The sequence below is a fragment of the Maribacter vaceletii genome (genome assembly GCF_003634105.1).
GTDB classification, from domain to species: Bacteria; Bacteroidota; Bacteroidia; order Flavobacteriales; family Flavobacteriaceae; genus Maribacter_B; species Maribacter_B vaceletii.
On the sequence record NZ_RBIQ01000009.1, the window covers coordinates 212,374 to 231,207 of the forward strand.

16 protein-coding genes are annotated in these 18,834 nt (G+C 30.8%); 11 read left to right on the top strand and 5 right to left on the bottom strand.

The window, feature by feature from the left end:
* Positions 1-57: 57 nt before the first annotated feature.
* Genes CLV91_RS11795 through ruvX form a run of 3 tightly spaced genes read right to left on the bottom strand, consistent with a single transcriptional unit; the run spans position 58 to position 1,540 of the window.
* Positions 58-480 (bottom strand): DUF5606 family protein, encoded by a 423-nt coding sequence (locus CLV91_RS11795; protein ID WP_121068198.1) that lies wholly within the window; start codon positions 478-480, stop codon positions 58-60.
* A gap of 59 nt (positions 481-539) precedes the next feature.
* Positions 540-1,130 (bottom strand): peptide deformylase, encoded by a 591-nt coding sequence (def, locus tag CLV91_RS11800; RefSeq protein ID WP_121068200.1) that lies wholly within the window; start codon positions 1,128-1,130, stop codon positions 540-542.
* Positions 1,130-1,540: a Holliday junction resolvase RuvX gene (gene ruvX, locus CLV91_RS11805; RefSeq protein ID WP_121068617.1), complete on the bottom strand. Its 411-nt coding sequence runs from the start codon at positions 1,538-1,540 to the stop codon at positions 1,130-1,132. The genes def and ruvX overlap by 1 nt, the downstream gene beginning before the upstream one ends.
* Positions 1,541-1,641: 101 nt before the next feature.
* On the opposite strand from ruvX, the gene CLV91_RS11810 reads away from it, so the two are divergent.
* Complete coding sequence (locus CLV91_RS11810; RefSeq protein ID WP_121068203.1) at positions 1,642-2,457, top strand: 2,3,4,5-tetrahydropyridine-2,6-dicarboxylate N-succinyltransferase; 816 nt, start codon at positions 1,642-1,644, stop codon at positions 2,455-2,457.
* Positions 2,458-2,699: 242 nt separating this feature from the next.
* A complete protein-coding gene (locus CLV91_RS11815; RefSeq protein ID WP_121068205.1) occupies positions 2,700-3,494 on the top strand; it encodes a glycosyltransferase family 2 protein in 795 nt (264 codons plus the stop codon).
* Here CLV91_RS11815 and CLV91_RS11820 read toward each other — a convergent pair.
* Positions 3,476-4,288 carry a glycosyltransferase family 2 protein gene (locus CLV91_RS11820; RefSeq protein ID WP_121068207.1) on the bottom strand — a complete coding sequence of 271 codons (813 nt, stop codon included), beginning with the start codon at positions 4,286-4,288 and terminating at the stop codon, positions 3,476-3,478. The genes CLV91_RS11815 and CLV91_RS11820 overlap by 19 nt on opposite strands.
* Before the next feature lie 76 nt (positions 4,289-4,364).
* Here CLV91_RS11820 and CLV91_RS11825 point away from each other — a divergent pair, with 76 nt between their 5' ends.
* The 6 genes from CLV91_RS11825 to CLV91_RS11850 all read left to right on the top strand — a co-directional run bounded on the left by CLV91_RS11825 (position 4,365) and on the right by CLV91_RS11850 (position 10,346).
* On the top strand, positions 4,365-5,417 hold the full coding sequence (locus tag CLV91_RS11825) for a glycosyltransferase family 52 (RefSeq protein ID WP_121068209.1): 1,053 nt from the start codon (positions 4,365-4,367) through the stop codon (positions 5,415-5,417).
* A 139-nt stretch (positions 5,418-5,556) separates the two neighbouring features.
* Positions 5,557-6,129, top strand: coding sequence for an L-threonylcarbamoyladenylate synthase (locus tag CLV91_RS11830; RefSeq protein ID WP_121068211.1), 573 nt, complete (start codon positions 5,557-5,559; stop codon positions 6,127-6,129).
* 2 nt (positions 6,130-6,131) lie between these two features.
* The gene (locus tag CLV91_RS11835) at positions 6,132-7,556 is read left to right on the top strand and encodes a CCA tRNA nucleotidyltransferase (protein WP_121068213.1); all 1,425 of its coding nucleotides are present in this window, start codon (positions 6,132-6,134) and stop codon (positions 7,554-7,556) included.
* 99 nt (positions 7,557-7,655) lie between these two features.
* Positions 7,656-8,669 (top strand): COX15/CtaA family protein, encoded by a 1,014-nt coding sequence (locus tag CLV91_RS11840; protein WP_121068215.1) that lies wholly within the window; start codon positions 7,656-7,658, stop codon positions 8,667-8,669.
* Between the two features lie 43 nt (positions 8,670-8,712).
* Complete coding sequence (locus CLV91_RS11845) at positions 8,713-9,216, top strand: IS1096 element passenger TnpR family protein (RefSeq protein ID WP_121068217.1); 504 nt, start codon at positions 8,713-8,715, stop codon at positions 9,214-9,216.
* Between the two features lie 71 nt (positions 9,217-9,287).
* The gene (locus tag CLV91_RS11850) at positions 9,288-10,346 is read left to right on the top strand and encodes a nucleoid-associated protein (RefSeq protein WP_121068219.1); all 1,059 of its coding nucleotides are present in this window, start codon (positions 9,288-9,290) and stop codon (positions 10,344-10,346) included.
* A 90-nt stretch (positions 10,347-10,436) separates the two neighbouring features.
* Here CLV91_RS11850 and CLV91_RS11855 read toward each other — a convergent pair whose 3' ends face one another.
* The gene (locus CLV91_RS11855) at positions 10,437-11,513 is read right to left on the bottom strand and encodes a hypothetical protein (RefSeq protein WP_121068222.1); all 1,077 of its coding nucleotides are present in this window, start codon (positions 11,511-11,513) and stop codon (positions 10,437-10,439) included.
* A 169-nt stretch (positions 11,514-11,682) separates the two neighbouring features.
* Here CLV91_RS11855 and CLV91_RS11860 point away from each other — a divergent pair, with 169 nt between their 5' ends.
* The 3 genes from CLV91_RS11860 (at position 11,683) to CLV91_RS11870 (ending at position 18,798) form a co-directional block, all read left to right on the top strand.
* Entirely contained in the window at positions 11,683-12,585 is a 903-nt protein-coding gene (locus tag CLV91_RS11860) for an ABC transporter ATP-binding protein (protein ID WP_121068224.1), read from the top strand.
* Positions 12,586-12,610: 25 nt separating this feature from the next.
* The gene (locus tag CLV91_RS11865) at positions 12,611-13,444 is read left to right on the top strand and encodes an ABC transporter permease (RefSeq protein ID WP_121068225.1); all 834 of its coding nucleotides are present in this window, start codon (positions 12,611-12,613) and stop codon (positions 13,442-13,444) included.
* A 200-nt stretch (positions 13,445-13,644) separates the two neighbouring features.
* A complete protein-coding gene (locus CLV91_RS11870) occupies positions 13,645-18,798 on the top strand; it encodes a T9SS type B sorting domain-containing protein (protein WP_121068227.1) in 5,154 nt (1,717 codons plus the stop codon).
* Positions 18,799-18,834: the final 36 nt, after the last annotated feature.

Consider the following 18,834-nt stretch of genomic DNA (forward strand, 5'->3'; position numbering starts at 1 on the left):
CATAAAAAAAGCCTTCATTATACTATAATGAAGGCTTTTTATTTTTATAAAATAGATTTATTCTTCCTCAGAAGCGTCACCCTCTTTTTTTTCATCAAAATCTGTAATACCTTGGTCATGCAATAAATTATACCATTGTACTACTTTTTTAATATCACTAGCATATACTCTATCTTCATCATAATTAGGTAAAACTTCAAAAAAGTATTCTTCTAATTTTATTTTATCTGCTTTATGAGTAACACTAGTTTTACCGCCTTTTTCTTTTACTTGTATTTTTAAGAAAACTTCTCTTAAAGGCAATTCTTCGTCTAACGTATAAATGGCAATTTCAGATAATACACTTACATTGCTACGCAAACTAACGCTTATCTTTTTTCCGTCTAATAAAGACTCTGCTACAAAACCTGTTCTTGTTTGTGTTAACAACTTATATAATCCTGGTTTACCAGAAATGGATAAAATTTTATCTAACCCCATACTACTATTAAATTTTAAGACCGCAAATATGCTACTTTTACTTTAATTAATTAAGCTATTTAACGACGTTTTTTCATTTCGGGAAAACGCATTCTATAATCTGCCTTTATTTTTCCTTTAGAAATGTTACTTAATCTTCCTTTGAGTAAACGTTTTTTTAAGCTAGATATCTTATCTGTAAAAAGCACACCTTCTATATGATCATATTCATGCTGAATAACTCTAGCTAACAATCCATTGTAAGATTCTTTATGTTCTTTAAAATTCTCGTCTAAATAAGATATTTGTATAGTATCTTTTCTAGAAACATCTTCCCTAACATCTGGTATACTTAGACACCCTTCATTAAAACTCCACTCCTCTCCTGTTTCTTCAATAATTTTTGGATTAATAAATGCTTTTTTAAAGCCTGCTAATTGTTTTTTTTCTTCGGCAGACATATCATCATCTTCTGCAAAAGGAGATGCATCTACTAAAAACAAACGAATAGGAAGACCTATTTGCGGTGCTGCCAAACCTACTCCATGTGCATTATACATGGTTTCCCACATATTTTCTAACAACGTATCTAGATTAGGATAATCTTTATCTATTTCTTTTCCAACTTTTCTTAAGACTGGGTCTCCGTAGGCTATAATTGGTAATATCATTACTTTCTGTTTAAATATGCTTGTAAAATTATAGTAGCACTAATTTCGTCTACTAAAGCTTTATTTTTTCTTTGATTTTTTTTTAATCCGCTATCTATCATGGTTTGGAAAGCCATTTTAGAGGTAAATCTTTCATCCTGTCTTTCAACAGGCATATTAGGGAAAATTTTAGCTAATCTATTTAAAAAAGGAATTATATATGCTTCTGATTCTGATGGTGTATTATCCATTTGTTTAGGTTCACCAACAATGATAACATCTACCTTTTCTTCTGCTACATACTTTTGCAAAAAAGGAACTAAATCATGTGTAGCCACAGTTGTAAGTCCAGAAGCGATTATCCGTAATTCATCGGTAACTGCAATTCCAGTTCTTTTTCTACCAAAATCTATTGCTATAACTCTTCCCAAATTAATTTTTGGCAAAAATAAAGTATAAATTGTTATAACTATAAATTTGAAAGATGAATTCCCTTACTTCCTCTTATATTTGTTGAAACTTTAGACACAAAATGACAGAATTACAAAATATTATAGAAAAGGCGTGGGATAATAGAGACCTATTAAAAGAAAACGCTACGCAAGATGCGATAAGAAAAGCTATCGATTTATTAGACAAAGGAGAGTTACGTGTTGCAGAACCTACTGCTAATGGTTGGCAGGTTAATGAATGGGTTAAAAAAGGTGTGGTCCTTTATTTCCCTATACAAAAAATGGAAACTTTAGAAGCAGGTATTTTTGAATACCACGATAAAATGCCTTTGAAAACAGATTACGCTGAAAAAGGTGTTCGTGTAGTTCCTGGAGCTTCTGCTCGCCAAGGTGCTTACCTTTCTGCTGGTACTATTTTAATGCCTAGTTACGTAAACATAGGTGCTTATGTAGATGAAGGTACTATGGTAGATACTTGGGCAACTGTAGGTAGTTGCGCACAAATTGGCAAAAATGTTCACCTAAGTGGTGGTGTTGGTATTGGTGGTGTTTTAGAACCGCTACAAGCTGCACCAGTAATTATTGAAGATGGTGTGTTTGTTGGCTCTCGTTGTATTGTTGTAGAAGGAGTACGAGTAGAGAAAGAAGCAGTTTTAGGAGCTAATGTTGTTTTAACAATGAGTACAAAAATTATAGATGTAACTGGCGACAAACCTGTAGAGACTAAAGGTGTTGTTCCTGCACGTTCTGTAGTAATACCCGGAAGTTACACTAAAAAGTTTGCTGCTGGTGAGTACAATGTTCCTTGTGCACTGATTATAGGGAAACGTAAAGAAAGTACCAACAAAAAGACTTCTTTAAATGATGCATTGAGAGAGTATGATGTAGCTGTTTAGAAAACTTTTTAACTAAAAAAAAGCAAAAAACTCTACTTTAAAAAGTAGGGTTTTTTTAATTAAAGTTGTTTTTAAATAAAAAGCACTTAGATTTTAAGCTTACTAAAAATGTAAGTTTTTTCTTTTTTAATTACAAACACACTTTTTACAAAAGATTCTCGTTATAACAATAATTAAATAATAGTTTAGCGCAACCTTTTAAAAAGTTTGAATCTAAAATATAAATATACGTTGTAAGAATAATGCCTAACAATATAGAAAAACTATCCGCTTTAATAATCACCTATAATGAGATAGGATATATACAGAAATGTATAGAATCTGTTTCTTTTGCAGATGAGATTATTGTGGTAGATTCTTACAGTACAGATGGCACTTACGAGTTTTTAGTTGAGCATCCTAAGGTAAAGGTAATTCAACACCCATTTTCTAACTTTACTTCTCAAAAAGCATTTACACTTAAACAAGCAACTAATGACTGGGTTTTATTTTTAGATGCAGATGAAGTGGTTTCTAAAAAATTAGAAACAGAAATTACATCTACTATTAATTCAGACAACACCAAAGAAGCGTATTGGTTTTACAGAAAGTTTATGTTTCAAAATAAACCTTTAAACTTTAGTGGTTGGCAAACCGATAAAAATTACCGCCTTTTTAGAAAAAGTAAAGCACAATTTTCGGACAAAAAGATTGTACATGAAACCCTAGAAGTTAATGGTTCATCTGAGATTTTAAAAGAAAAACTAACACATTACTGTTATAAAGACTATAAGGACTACAAAGGTAAAATGCTTAAATATGGCAAACTAAAAGCCAAAGAAGCTTTTTATCGAGAAAAGAAATTTACGTATTTAGCACTTTTGCTTAAACCCTCTTGGAAATTTTTTAATCACTATTTTTTACGTTTAGGTTTTTTAGATGGCAAAAAAGGAATCACTATTTGTTATTTAAACGCTCTAGGAGTTTTAGAATATTGTAAAGAACTTAAACGTTTAGAAAAAAAGAACGAATTGGCGTACTATTTAGTAATGCCATAGTGTGTCCAAACACTCTTTTTTTGCTTAACCTCTTTTCTTATTACCATATTTTTGGCTATTGCTTCAGGAGTTTTATACCCTCTCTTATGATCTAAATGCACACAAACAGCACTATAACGTAACTGTTTAGATTTTAATCCAAAATTAAATAAACGCTCTCCAAACTCTCGGTCTTCACCTCCGTATTGCATACGTTCATCAAAACCGTTAACGTTTAAAATATCCTTTTTCCAACCAGAGGAATTATGACCATTCCAACTTGCATTTGTTGGCGTAAAAGTATTTAAAAGCCTAGAAATAAACCCTTTAGCAGTCAACTTGTTATTCTTAAAAGTTTTTGGTAATCCCTTCTCTTTTAACCAATTAATATTAAAACAATTCTGTTTTGTTATATCTTCTTTAGTTATAGCTTTAGAAATATTCATTGGTAGCATATAATATCCTCCAGAAATAAAAGTACCATCTTCTTTATTTAAATAGTGCACATGAACAAAATCTTCTCTAGGAATACAATCTCCATCTGTCATAATTATATAATCCGACGTGCTTGCGACTATAGCCTTATTAAGAATTTCACATTTTTGGAAACCGTTGTCTTCCTGCCAAACGTGAATAATTTCATAATCAACTTCTTCTTTTATTTTTTCAATCAATTCTTTTGTTTCCTTCTTAGAACCGTCATCAGCAATAACTATTTGAAAGTCCTTGTACGTCTGACAATTAAATCCCCAAAGAACTTTTTCTAACCAATCCGGTTGATTATATGTACTCACGATAACACTAACAGCACTCATAAAAACAATTAAATTTTACTACTTTTACAAATGTACTTTTTTGATGTTCATTTCCAACAAAAATTTCATTCTTTATATGAAGCATACCTATGTAGGTTCTACTATTTATCATATTTATCTCGCTATTTTACATATTATTAGAAGCTCTGAATATAATATAAATAACACAGGTGATAATATTCTTTTTCTAATTGAAAGTACTCCTAACATAGAGAGGCTAATACCTAGTCTAAAAAAAAGATTTTTTAGAGAGGTTTATATAATTTCTGAAAGAAAAGAGCATGTAAATGAATTAGGAAAATTTAATTATACCTTTAAACGAAAAGAAAAACTAGTACCTTATTTAGAGAAAAAACATCCTGAATTAGTTAAAGAAAAAGATTTCATTAAAATATCGAATCTATTCTTATGCGATGTTGATTCCTCCAAAAGTTATTTCTTATACACATATGGATCTAAAGAAATTTCTATGATTGAAGATGGAGCAAATACGTATAGGCAAAGGCGCACCAAATTTGAGTTATTTGCAAAAACATATATAACAAAAACTTTAATTGGTGGTGGGTTTGATAAAGAAACCAAAAAAGTATATGCTCAATTTCCTAAAAAATTACCTAAAGGGTTGCGTAATAAAGCAATTGAATTAAATATTAAAAAGGAAGTCGCAAAATTAAATCAAGATATAAAAGATGAACTTTTTAATCTTTTTCTTCCAAAAACTTCTTTTAAATTAAATAAGAATAATAACGCACTAATTCTTACGCAGCCAATTTCTGAAGACCAAGTAATTAAAAACGAAGAAACTAAAATTGAAATTTATAAAGATGTAATATCTAAAGTACCTCCTAATTTAAATATCGTACTAAAAATACATCCTAGAGAAACTACACAGTATGAAAAATATTTTCCGGACATCACCATACTTCCTGCACTTTTTCCAATTGAAATTTTAGGACTTAAAGAGGGGTTTCATTTTAAACAAGGGTATACTCTTTTTTCAACTGCACTTGCTAATTTAGAAATTGTTAAAGAGTGTTTCTTTCTAGGTAAAGATTATTTAGATAAATTTACAGCCAGAGGTACTAAGGAATTAATAAAACAAATGACAGGCAACGTAAATAAAGATTAACAAAACGGCACATAAATTTTTTTCTATCATAGAAAAATAAGTAGTTTGTGTTTACATAGGTTTTAGTACAAATAATTCTACAAATCCTGATGAAGTATATATTTTTGCAGATAAAAAAAAATGAAATACAAAAAGTAAAATGTCACAAGATTTTAGTCAAGAACTTAAAAAAGCTGTTGATGTATTACAAAACGGTGGTCTCATCCTTTACCCTACAGATACTGTTTGGGGTATAGGATGTGATGCTACTAATGAAGAAGCAGTAAAAAAAGTATATACGCTTAAGCAAAGAGAAGATAATAAAGCTCTAATTTGTTTGGTTGGTAATGATGCTATGCTGGAACGTCATATAGAAAAAGTACCAGATTTAGCTTATGATATTATAGATTTAACAACTAAACCAACAACCATAATCTACGATAACCCAAAAGGTGTTGCTAAAAATTTAATCGCGGAAGATAACACACTTGCAGTAAGAATTGCTTCCGATAAGTTTTGTCAATATTTAATAAATAAATTTAAAAAACCTATTGTTTCTACTTCTGCCAATATTTCTGGACAACCAACTCCAAGAAACAAGAACGAAATTAGTACTGTTATTTTAAAAGGTGTAGACTATATTGTAAATTTGCAGCCAGAACAAAATTTTGAATCAGCCTCTTCTATTATTAAATTAAGTAATGACGGAAAAGTGAAAGTGATTCGTGAATAAAAATGCAGCAGAACTACACTAAGGCTTTACAAGATCCTATTTTTAAAACATTAATGGAAGCAGCAGAGTCTTTATCTCTAGAAGTTTATGTTATAGGTGGTTTTGTACGCGACTTTCTATTACAAAGAGGAACTCCTAAAGATATTGATGTTGTTGCGGTTGGTAGTGGTATAGAACTAGCAAAAAAAGTGGCTACTTTACTTCCTAATACCCCACAAGTTTCTATATTCAAGAATTTTGGCACTGCCATGATTAAGTACAAAAACTTAGAGTTAGAGTTTGTAGGTGCTAGAAAAGAAAGTTACCATAGAGATAGTAGAAAACCTGTTGTTGAAGACGGAACATTAGAAGACGACCAAAAAAGAAGAGATTTTACTATAAATGCACTAGCGCTTTCTTTAAATAAAAAATCTTTCGGAAATTTAGTAGATCCTTTCAATGGCGTTAAACATCTAGAAGAAAATAGAATACAAACACCATTAGAACCAGGCATTACCTATTCCGATGACCCCTTAAGAATGATGCGAGCCATACGCTTTGCAACGCAATTAAATTTTAAAATTGAAAAAGAATCATTAGACGCAATTACAAGTCATAAAGAAAGAATTAAAATTATTTCTAAAGAACGTATTGTAGATGAACTTCATAAAATACTTGCGAGTAGTAAGCCTTCTATTGGCTTAGCTTTATTGCATAAGACTGGACTTTTACCCTATATTTTACCAGAACTTGTAGCCTTGCAAGGAATTGAAGAAATTGAAGGACAAAAACATAAAGACAACTTTTGGCATACCTTAGAAGTTGTAGATAATATTGCCGAAACCACAGATAATTTATGGCTACGTTGGGCTGCATTGTTACATGATATAGGTAAAGCCCCAACCAAAAAATTTCATAAAAAGATTGGATGGACGTTTCATGGGCATGAATTTGTTGGCTCTAAAATGGTCTACAAACTTTTTAAAAGATTACGAATGCCATTAAATGATAAGATGAAATTTGTACAAAAAATTGTACTTATGAGCTCTCGTCCAATTGTCATTTCTGAGGACTTTGTAACCGATTCAGCTGTTAGAAGGTTAATTTTTGATGCCGGTGATCATATAGAAGATTTAATGACTTTGTGTGAGGCAGATATTACTACCAAAAATGCCAAAAAACAAAAAAAGTACAAGAACAACTTTAAAATTGTACGACAAAAAATTGTTGAAGTAGAAGAAAGAGACCATATAAGAAACTTTCAACCGCCAATCTCCGGTGAGGAAATAATGACAACTTTTGGACTACAACCTTCTAAAGAAATAGGAATAATAAAAGAAGCTATTAAAGAAGCTATTTTAGAAGGAAAAATTGCTAATAGTTATGAAGAAGCTAAAGTATTTATGCTTCAAAAAGGAAAAACACTAGGGCTTTCTTCAATTTTATAACTAACTATTTAGGATTAAAAAAGCAAAGAGCAGATACTTTTTAATTTAAGGAAAGAATAGTAATTTTATACTCATATTTTTTTATATCAAAATACATCTATGAAAAATAATAAATCGGTTATATACTGGCTACTTACGGGATGTATTTTAATTTTTATAATGGTTCTTGTTGGTGGTATTACTAGACTTACACACTCGGGACTTTCTATTTCCAACTACAAACTTATTTCTGGCACTTTACCTCCTTTAAATGCAAAAGAGTGGCAAGAAGCTTTTGACTTGTATAAGCAATATCCTGAGTATCAAAAATTAAACTCTCATTTTACAATAGAAGATTTTAAATCTATCTTTTTTTGGGAGTGGTTACATCGTGTTATTGGTAGGTTTATTGGTCTGGTTTTCATTATTCCATTTATCTACTTTTTAATCAAAAAAAAATTAAATAAATCAACTTTAAAAAAATGTTTTATTTTACTAGGCTTAGGAGCTTTTCAAGGTTTTCTTGGTTGGTATATGGTTAAAAGTGGGTTAATAAACAGGCCCGATGTTTCGCATTTTAGATTAGCGGCACACCTTACTACAGCTTTTATAACTTGCGCATATAGTTTTTGGGTGGCTTTAGATTTAATTTTTCCAGAAAAAAAACCTGCAGTCCCTGAACTAAAAAAAGTTTTACAAATTTCATTATTCTTATTAATTACTCAAATAATTTGGGGTGCTTTTGTTGCAGGTTTAGATGCTGGTTTTATTCATAATCACTGGCCTTTAATGAGTGAAGGAAAGTTAATTCATGAAACTGTTTACATAGAACAAACTCCTTTTACAAAAAACTTTATAGAAGGAAAAAGCGGTGTTCAATTTATTCATAGGTATCTAGCATATATTGTTGTAGCTATAATAATTTACATTGGTTATAAATCTAGAAAAATAAAAACTTCGGCTTTACAAAAAAAGGGAGTTCAAATTTTAGTGAGTTTTGTTATATTACAATTTGGATTAGGAGTTTTAACTTTAGTTTTAGCTGTACCGTTATGGTTGGGAATTGCACATCAGATTGTTGCATTTTTATTACTAGGTGCAATGACCTTTACTTTACATAGATTCTCTAAATAATAAGTATTTATTGTAACTTTGCCCACTCACAAATTTTCAGTAGATGATTTACAAGGTTAGAATAATTTTAGACGCCTCCGAAGACATATTTAGAGATTTAGAAATTGAATCTCATACTTCTTTGGAAGACTTTCATAATGCAATTACGCAAGCTTTTGGATTTTTAGGTAACGAAATGGCTTCCTTTTATACTTGTGACCAGGAATGGAACCAAGATGAAGAAATTGCTCTTTTTGATCTTAGTGAAAGTGGATCTGACGTTCGTTTAATGAATGAAACATTTTTAGAAGATATTATTACCAAAAATAATCCTAAACTTATTTATGTTTATGATTTTTTAAGCATGTGGACTTTTCTTATTGAACTGGCGGACATTGTTGAAAAAGAAGATGGGAGAGCTTACCCTAATGTTCTTTTTAGTTTTGGCGAATTACCAGAATCTCCACCAGAAAAGAAATTTGAAGCAGAAAAAGATAAAGATGGAATTGATTTTGACGATTCTATTGACAATTACGATGATTTAGATTTTGATGAAAATTGGAACTAACACCAATCTAAACTAAAATTACATTACAAAATACGCTTTACACTAACTAACAAAGAACACTACCATTACGTATGATTAACTTATACCCAACTCAAATAGAAAGTATTTCATTGCACCGCGTTGGAAACAAAAATAAAGGTGAAGGTCTTTTCCTTTCTTCAGATGCTTTTGGTTTAAATGATGAAACAACCGGATTATTAAAAGAATATTTTTTTAAACCTTTTAGAGAAAAAGAAGAGAATTACTTTAAACTTTCTAATGAAGTAGATGTAGAGTTTAATGAAATTTATAAAATAGTTTCAGATATATTCATAAACCCTTCTAGCCTACATTCTAATTCTAAAAGAATTGCATCGCATTTATTTGAACAATCTAACCATCCCCATATTAAAAGTGGAGAGGTTTATGTTGCACACTTATCTAACATTATGCTAGATAATGTAAAAGTAGAAGCGGTTGGTATATTTAAGAGTGAGCTTAAACATGATTTTCTTCAGTTTGAGGAGACTGATGATAATTTAAATATTCTAGTGCAACAAGGTATAAACATTAATAAACTAGATAAAGGTTGTTTAATATTTAATACCGCTAAAGAAGAAGGGTTTAAAGTCTTATCTGTAGACAGTAATAGATATGATACTAAATATTGGTTGGAAAATTTCTTAGGAGTAGAAGCCCTTGCTGATGAAAATTTCTACACTAAGAATTACATTAAATTATGCCAAGACTTTGCAAAAGACGTTGTATTACCTGCAGAAGACAAACAACAAGAAGTTCTTTTTATGAACAGAGCGGTAAACCATTTTGCTAAGAATGACGAATTTGAAGAAACCAACTTCTTAAATGAAGTTATGGAAAACCCAGAATTAATACCTGAGTTTAAAAACTACAAAGTAGAAAAAGGCCCTAAATATAGTGTTGAAGATGTTTCTACTTTTGATATTGCCAACAAAGCAGTTTCTGATGCTAGAAAGAAAATTAAAAATGTTATTAATTTAGACACGCACATTCAAATTAAAATGGATTTTATTAATCCAGAATCTGCAGAGAAATTTGTAGAAAAAGGATGGGACGAAGAAAAACAAATGTATTATTATTTAGTATACTTTAATAAGGAAGAGAAAAACTAAATAACAAACTTTACTAGATAATCGAGGTTTTATATGCTCCGAGGTAATTTATATTAAAAAACGCTTTGTATGTCTACAAAGCGTTTTTTTTTAATATCTACTTTCTATAATTTGTTTCATGCTAACATCTTCGTAGTTTCTTTTTACAAAATCTAACCCTAAATCTAAAACCTCTCCCATGGTTTTACTCTTTCTAAAATCCATATCTAGAATTAACTCATAAATTTGCTCTTTAAGCATTTCTATATTTTCTGGAGTAGAAATTTCATCCTCCCTACAAATTTCAATTAATTTTTTAATTCTATTTCCTGAACTTTTTATTCTTTTAGCTACTATAGACCTCTCCTCTACTTTATATTGATCTACAGATTTTTTTTGTAGTTTTTTCCTAACCAACTCCACCATTAAATAATTTTCCTTAAAAAATTGAGGACGATACACTTTTAATTTTCCTTCAAAACATTGTTGGTCAAAATCTATAGCTCTAATCTTATACACCACATGATCAAAATCATGTGTTGGTACAATTACATAGTTATAAGAACGCATATCTCCTAATAAACGAATCATGCAACGTTCATTAAACTTCACAAACTCTTTTGCAAGTTGGGATTTCTCAGATTCGGTACATTTTGGTAACATTTCTTTTATAAAAAAATCTCCAGGTATTCCTGCAATATGCTCTTCTATTAACGTGTCTTTGTATACTAAAAAATTTAAATTATATGGAGATAACATATGCTCTAACTCCAAGCCATAGACTCTAGAAGCATCTGTCTTTTTCACATAAAAATAAGTAAAGTTATCATTAAGAATATTCCTAACTTTTATTCTAAAAGGTTTAGAATTACCGAATGTACAGTAGTCTACCGCATCTATATTTAGATATTGAATAATAGAATCACTACCATCTGAATGTAAAATAGAATATACTTTTTTTAAACTTAAATCTATCTCCTGTCTTTCAAATTCAGAATAATAAACTCTAATCCATAAGGTATCTTCATCATTAACATCATACACAGTAACAGAACCAGAAAAACGCAATAAATCCTCATAAAAAATTGGAATCTCTATTTTTCGGTTATAGTTTTCTAAATAAGCATCTAACCTATCATTTACTGGATAGGCTGGTTTTTTTTTCGACATTAATTTCTCCTCGGACATGTTTCTCTGTTTTAATATACCTGAAACTCCAAGTTAAACATAAGTTTACATAAATAAAAAGTTTTAATATTTTATTACTTTTTCCTTTATCCTATGTTTTTCCCTAAAAATGTAACAAATTTTCACTTTAATCGTCTTGTTATCATAATCCAACTAAATCGTAATCAAATTGGAAAATATTTTAACAGTTACCAATCTCTCAAAAAAATACGGCTCCCTTTTAGCTGTCAAAAACCTTTCTTTTACCATTGAAAAAGGTAATGTTTATGGTATTCTTGGGCCCAATGGGAGCGGAAAATCTACAACCCTTGGTATTGTTCTAAATGTCGTAAACAAAACGAAAGGAGAATTTTCGTGGTTTAATGGAACAACATCTACCCACGAAGCTCTAAAAAAAGTAGGCGCAATTATAGAAAGACCTAATTTTTATCCATACATGACAGCATTACAAAATTTAAAGCTCGTCTGTAAAATAAAAGATGTTCCAGAAAATAAAATAGAAGAAAAATTAGAATTAGTAGGTTTATTAGATAGAAAACATAGCAAATTCAGAACCTATTCTTTAGGTATGAAGCAACGTTTAGCAATAGCCTCTGCCCTATTAAATGATCCGGAAATTTTAATTCTAGACGAACCCACAAACGGATTAGACCCTCAAGGTATTCACCAGATAAGAGAAATTATAAAAAAAATAGCTGCACAAGGAACAACCATCCTTTTAGCTTCTCATTTATTAGATGAAGTAGAAAAGGTTTGCAGTCATGTTGTAATTTTAAGAAAAGGAGAAAAACTATATTCGGGTAGTGTAGATGGTATGTTAGCTAGTCATGGATTTTTTGAGTTAAAATCTAAAGAACCAGAAAAACTTATACAAATTTTAGAAAACCACTCTAGTGTTGGAGAGGTAAAACTAGTAAACGGATTAATTACTGCTTTTTTAAAAGAAGAATTAAGTGCTGAGTTTCTAAATAAATTAATTTTTGATAAAGGAATAACCCTTTCTCATTTAGTTAAAAGAAAAGAAAGTTTAGAAGAGCAATTTTTAACTCTAACAAAAAATCAATCCAATTAATTTTTTACTAAAACAACCTATCCAAATGATCCGATTACTACAAATAGAATTCATAAAGCTTTGGAACAATAGAGCTAGTAAAGTACTTATACTATCCTATTTTTTTCTTTTAACCTCTATAGCTTTAATTGCTGCTATAAAGTTTGATATTGGTCCTATAAAATTTCATTTAGCAGATATTGGAATTTTTAACTTCCCATATATATGGCACTTCAATACCTTTATTACTGGTTTCTTTAAATTATTCCTGGCTATAGTAATTGTGTCTATGATGGCAAATGAGTTTAGTAATAAAACTATAAAGCAAAATTTAATAGATGGTTTATCTAAAAAGGAATTTGTACTATCCAAATTTTTAACTGTATTATCTTTTGCCATAATTTCTACTATTTTTGTTTTTTCAGTTTCTTTAATTTTAGGATTGGCATATTCAAATTATAATGAATTCTCAATAATTTTTTCTGATTTAATATTTGTTTTAGCCTTTTTTGTAAAACTAGTAGGCTTCTTTTCCTTTTGCCTTTTTCTAGGTATATTAATTAAGCGTTCTGCATTTGCTTTAGGTTTTTTAATTCTATGGCAAATTATTGAAGGTATATTCAGAGGTCTAATTCGTTGGAAATTATTTGATGCGGAAACAACAGAAATAGTAATGGGTTTTTTTCCTTTACAATCTATGTTTAATCTAATAAAAGAACCTTTTACACGACTAGATGCTGTACAAACAGTAGCAAACCAAGTAGGCGAAAAATTAACTGTAAATTACCACACTCATTGGTATGAAATACTTATTGTTCTTGCTTGGACAGCTATATTTATATACTCTTCTTATATTTTACTTAAAAAAAGAGATTTGTAATAATAGCTAACCTATATAATTATTACAAATACATCTAAAAGATATATACATAATTTATTTTTTATTATAAATCATAAAAAATTAAACTTTTCATACTTTAGGTAGTCTAATTTTACAGATATGCTATATTAGCATATCTGTAAAAAGCGTATACTTTACATTTTTATGCTTTTTATAGTATTAGCAATTGAGACTGCCGTATGAAAAATTATCTATTTGTAATCCTTCTTATTATCTCTACAATTGGGCATTCTCAATTAAGTAAAAAGCACTTTATACCACCATTAACTAATGCTGCCTTTGGTAATGCTAACCCTGAAGACCAGTATATTTACATTTCTACCCCTAGTGGATTAGATATTACGTACACAATTATTCCTGTTGGGCAACCAACAGCAAACCATATTACAGGAACTGTTTCAAATGCTAATCCAGATGAAGTCACTATTGGATATGGAAACGGACAACTCTTCATGCCATCTAACTCTACAAGTACCATAACCAATGACAAAGGCTATATTATAGAAGCAGATGCCCCTGTTTATGTATCGGTAAGAATGAATGCAGGTGGCGGTGCTCAAGCTGGAGCATTAGTTAGCAAGGGTTTATCTGCATTAGGAAATGTATTTAGAATAGGTAGTTACACCAATCAAAACCCACAAGACAATTACTTAAACTTTGTTTCTGTAATGGCTACAGAAAACAATACGCAAGTTATTTTTGATGACCTCCCTACTGGTTTAATCATAAAAAATTATACTGGCACAACCCCAGTAACCATAAACTTAAATGAAGGGGAAAGCTACACTATTGCAACAAATAGTTTTGACAGTACCATTAATAGAGACGGACTTATAGGTTCCCTTGTCACCTCAGATAAACCTATTGTAGTAAATTGCGGCTCTACTAATGGTAGCTTTAGTAATGGAGGTGGTAGAGATTATGGTATTGACCAAATAGCCGGTTTATCAAAAATTGGCTCAGAATATATTCTTGTAAAAGGAGATGGCAGTAATGAATGGGAAAATATTTTAGTAGTTGCACATAGCAACAACACTACTATAAGCATTAATGGTAATCCGTCAGCAATTACAATTAATGCAGGTAATTACTATCTAATAGAGGGCAATCAATTTAATGCCAGCGGTAATATGTATATAGAAACTTCAGAACCAGTTTTTGTATACCAAGGTGTTGGTGCAACAAATAGCGAAGCTAATCAAGGTATGTTTTTTGTTCCTCCCTTAAGTTGTGAAGCTCGTGGTAATCTAGATAATATTGCTAATATTGGAGATATAGGTAATACTTCTTACACTGGAGGAGTATCCGTGGTTACAAAAGCTGGCGCAACAGTAACTATTAATGGCACTCCAATTTCCAACTTTTCTACAATAGGCCCTTCACCAGTAATAGGAAAAACAGATTATGTAACCTATAAAGTAACTGGTCTTTCTGGGAATATATCTGTAGAAAGTTCCGATGAATTATATTGCGCTTACTTTAATTACAATGGTGCTGCTACCTCTGGGAGTTTTTATTCTGGTTTTCCGTCTGCTCCCGAAATTAATTTTGATGCACAATTTACTACATTAGGAAACTGTATTCCTAATGTTACACTCTCCGCAGCTAACACACAAAGTTTTGATAGTTTTGAATGGTGGTTTGACGATGGTTCTGGTTTTATAAATTTAAATAACAGCAACACATCTATAACTCCAACAATTCCGGGGAAATATAAATTAATAGGCATTATAACTTGTACTTTAGAAAGACTAGAATCTTCTGAAGTACCTGTGAGTATCTGTCCAGACGATATAGATAACGATGGCATTATAGATAATTTAGATATTGATAATGACAACGATGGTATCCAAAATTGCACAGAATCTCTTGGAAATGTAACTGTAGATTTATCTAACATAAATACACCACAATTTATTTTTCAAGACAACACTACCAATACAACTTTAGCTAACTCTGCTACATTCACTCAAAACAATAGCTCTGGGAATACTACAAATATTTTTTCAGGAGATAGTAACGGAAACTTTACCAGCACAGTACAACCAGATACTAATGCAGAAAATGATTATAGTATTGTATTTTCTGAATCTATTAATGTTTTACTAACAGAAGACCCAACAATAAGCCACAATATAACAGATGGTGAGTTTTTTATTGCTAAAATTTTACCATCGAACAAAAACATAACACTTGTAGACCCAGATAACCGTTTACTTGTAGATTCTAATTTTGATGGCGCTTTTGAAACTGGCGTAACACAAATATCTGGTTCCGAAATACATTTTAAGATAAATCCGTCTCCAAATGGCAATAGCCCTTATTCTTTTCATGCCAACCAAGTAAATGGTTTTTCTTTAACACATACACTAGCTAACACAGTAAGCTCATCAACATATACAGCTAATATTTCTCTAAGTTGTTATAAAAAAGATTCAGACGCGGATGGTATTAAAGATGAAATAGATTATGATAGCGATAATGATGGTATTCCTGATTTTATAGAATCCTTTGCTCCAAACAATCCTACACTATCTAATATAGATGCAGACCAAAATGGTTTAGATGATGTATATGATATTAATATGCTTCCTATTGATAATGATACCGATGGTGTTCCTGATTATTTAGATTTAGATAGTGATAACGATGGTATTTATGACGTCCTAGAATCTAACAGTGGTTTGCCAGATACAGATTTTAATGGTGTTATTGATAACGTAAATACTTCTATTGGAAATAATGGATGGGATAACAACGCAGAAACCAATGCCGATGACAATACTTTAGGATATACCATAGGGGATTTAGATTCAGATGGAATTTATAATTATATAGATTTAGAAAGTGACGGCGATAATTGTAGTGATGTAATTGAAGCAGGTTTCTCTGAAAGTACCACAACACCAGGACATTTACAAGGAACAGGTACAACTACTACAACAGGTGTTGTAACTGGTTATACAGATGGCTATACAACTCCAAGTATTAATTATGTAACAGATGGCACAATTGCAATTACAACGCAACCTATAGATACAGAAGTATGCGAGAATGGTACCACTCAACTAACTTTAGCGCACAACCCAACAAGTACTATACAATGGCAAGTAAGTACAGATAATGGCACTAACTGGAATAACATACTAAACGATGCAATATACTCAGGTGTAGATACTAATATCTTAACTATTACAACTACCCCATTAACTTATAACAATTATCTATACCGGGCTTTTTTAAACAGAGTAGATTACATCTGCGGAACCTATTCAGATGAAATTACACTTACCGTAAACCCTTTACCTGTTGTAAACGCAAATGTTATTTTAACACAATGCGATGATGATATTGATGGCTTTAGCCCTTTTAATTTAACCGAAGTAAACGCAAAAATTTCAAACAATGTTGCTAACGAAACTTTTACATATTACACTTCCCAAGCTGCAGCTACTATTGGAGATACAACAAGTCCCAATTATATTAACAATCCAACTACATATATAAATACAACAGTAATTACAGACGTAGTTTGGGCCAATATTGCATCCTCTTTAGGGTGCTCCTCTATTTCTGAAATACAATTAAATGTATCTGCCACTCAAATACCTGCTACATTTCAACGCATGTTTAATGTATGTGATGATTTTTTAGATGTTGATGGAAATAATACTACCAATAACGATGACAGAGATGGCATTTCTTCTTTTAATTTTAGTAGTGTAACCAATGATGTAATTAATCTTTTTCCTGTTTTAACAAGACCAAATTTATCTGTTTTTTACTATAGAAATGAAGCTGATGCCTTAGCTGAAATTAACGAAATAACAGATACTACCAATTATAGAAATATTGGATATCCTAATAGTCAGGAAATTTATATCCGAATAGATAACAGTCTTTCTAATGATTGTTTAGGATTAGGCTCTCATATCACTTTAACTGTAGAACCTCTACCAATAGCTAACAATACTACTATTATGCGACAGTGTGATGATGACCAAGACGGGCTCTTTCCGTTTGACACCTCCACCATACAAGCAAGTATCCTTAATGGGCAAAGTTTAGCAGATGTTACTATAACCTATTTTGATGAAAACAACACAGTTTTACCAAGCCCATTACCAAATCCTTTTTTAACAACTAGTCAAACCATAACCGTAAGGGTAACAAACAATGTAACTTTAGACCCAAATGGTGCCTGCTACGACGAAACTACCATAGATTTTACTGTAGATAGCCTTCCAATTGCAAACCCTATTCCTCCCCAAATATATTGTGATGGTGACTTTGGAGACATAGATAATGATGGACTAATCCCTTTAGACACCTCTACATTTACTACTACTATTTTAGGCACTCAGCAAGGAATGAATATTCTTTACAGCTATGTAGATGAACTAGGAAACATTATAAATAATAGTAATACTTTACCAAATCCATTACTAAGTAGTTCACAAACTATAGAAGTTACAGTTGTAAATCCAGAAAACAATACCTGTTTAGATAATACTACAATAGTGTTAACTGTAAATCCATTACCAGAATTTTCTATAGAAAGCACCTTCATTGTATGTACCTCTGACCCTAATTTTACAGTACTACTAGATCCTCTAGAAAATAATCCTAATGAAAATTTTAATTACCAATGGGCATGGACAAGTTTAGATGGTTTAGTAACACAAGAAATATTACCAGAAACAACGCCAACACTAACCGTTTCTACACCCGGAACCTATCATGTTACACTAATAAAAACAGATGGCACTGTTTGTTCTAGAACCAGAGATGTTTTTGTTAATGCTTCCGAAATAGCAACTATTACCACTGAAGATGTTATAATCAAAGATGCCACAAATGTCAATAGCATAACTATTAACGATGAAAATAATAACCTTGGTCTTGGTATTTATGAATATGCTTTAGAAGAAGAAACATCTACCTTACAAAATTCAGATTTTTACATCTATCAAGATTCTCCAATTTTTGAAGATGTTTTTCCTGGTATTTATAAATTATACCTGAGAGACAAAAATGGATGTGGCACCGTAGACCTAAAAATATCCGTAGTTGGTCATCAAAAATTCTTTACTCCGAACGGGGATGGATTTAATGAATTTTGGAATATAAAAGGAATAAATAGCCAGTTTCAACCAAACTCTTTAATTTATATATTTAATAGGTATGGCCAATTACTAATTCAAATAACACCAGACTCAAATGGTTGGGACGGCACTCTTAATGGAAAACCAATGCCAGCTTCAGATTATTGGTTTAAAGTAAATTTAGAAGATGGCAGAACCTACAAAGGTCATTTTGCTTTAAAAAGATAATAAAAACCAAAACTATTTATCTATAGTCTTTTTGTA

Excerpts from the sequence above, each read along its gene's own strand:
- CLV91_RS11795 (WP_121068198.1), bottom strand. The coding sequence starts at position 480 with ATGGGGTTAGATAAAATTTTATCCATTTCTGGTAAACCAGGATTATAT.
- def (WP_121068200.1), bottom strand. The coding sequence starts at position 1,130 with ATGATATTACCAATTATAGCCTACGGAGACCCAGTCTTAAGAAAAGTT.
- CLV91_RS11810 (WP_121068203.1), top strand. The coding sequence starts at position 1,642 with ATGACAGAATTACAAAATATTATAGAAAAGGCGTGGGATAATAGAGAC.
- CLV91_RS11815 (WP_121068205.1), top strand. The coding sequence starts at position 2,700 with ATGCCTAACAATATAGAAAAACTATCCGCTTTAATAATCACCTATAAT.
- CLV91_RS11820 (WP_121068207.1), bottom strand. The coding sequence starts at position 4,288 with ATGAGTGCTGTTAGTGTTATCGTGAGTACATATAATCAACCGGATTGG.
- CLV91_RS11825 (WP_121068209.1), top strand. The coding sequence starts at position 4,365 with ATGAAGCATACCTATGTAGGTTCTACTATTTATCATATTTATCTCGCT.
- CLV91_RS11830 (WP_121068211.1), top strand. The coding sequence starts at position 5,557 with ATGTCACAAGATTTTAGTCAAGAACTTAAAAAAGCTGTTGATGTATTA.
- CLV91_RS11835 (WP_121068213.1), top strand. The coding sequence starts at position 6,132 with ATGCAGCAGAACTACACTAAGGCTTTACAAGATCCTATTTTTAAAACA.
- CLV91_RS11840 (WP_121068215.1), top strand. The coding sequence starts at position 7,656 with ATGAAAAATAATAAATCGGTTATATACTGGCTACTTACGGGATGTATT.
- CLV91_RS11845 (WP_121068217.1), top strand. The coding sequence starts at position 8,713 with ATGATTTACAAGGTTAGAATAATTTTAGACGCCTCCGAAGACATATTT.
- CLV91_RS11850 (WP_121068219.1), top strand. The coding sequence starts at position 9,288 with ATGATTAACTTATACCCAACTCAAATAGAAAGTATTTCATTGCACCGC.
- CLV91_RS11855 (WP_121068222.1), bottom strand. The coding sequence starts at position 11,513 with ATGTCCGAGGAGAAATTAATGTCGAAAAAAAAACCAGCCTATCCAGTA.
- CLV91_RS11865 (WP_121068225.1), top strand. The coding sequence starts at position 12,611 with ATGATCCGATTACTACAAATAGAATTCATAAAGCTTTGGAACAATAGA.
- CLV91_RS11870 (WP_121068227.1), top strand. The coding sequence starts at position 13,645 with ATGAAAAATTATCTATTTGTAATCCTTCTTATTATCTCTACAATTGGG.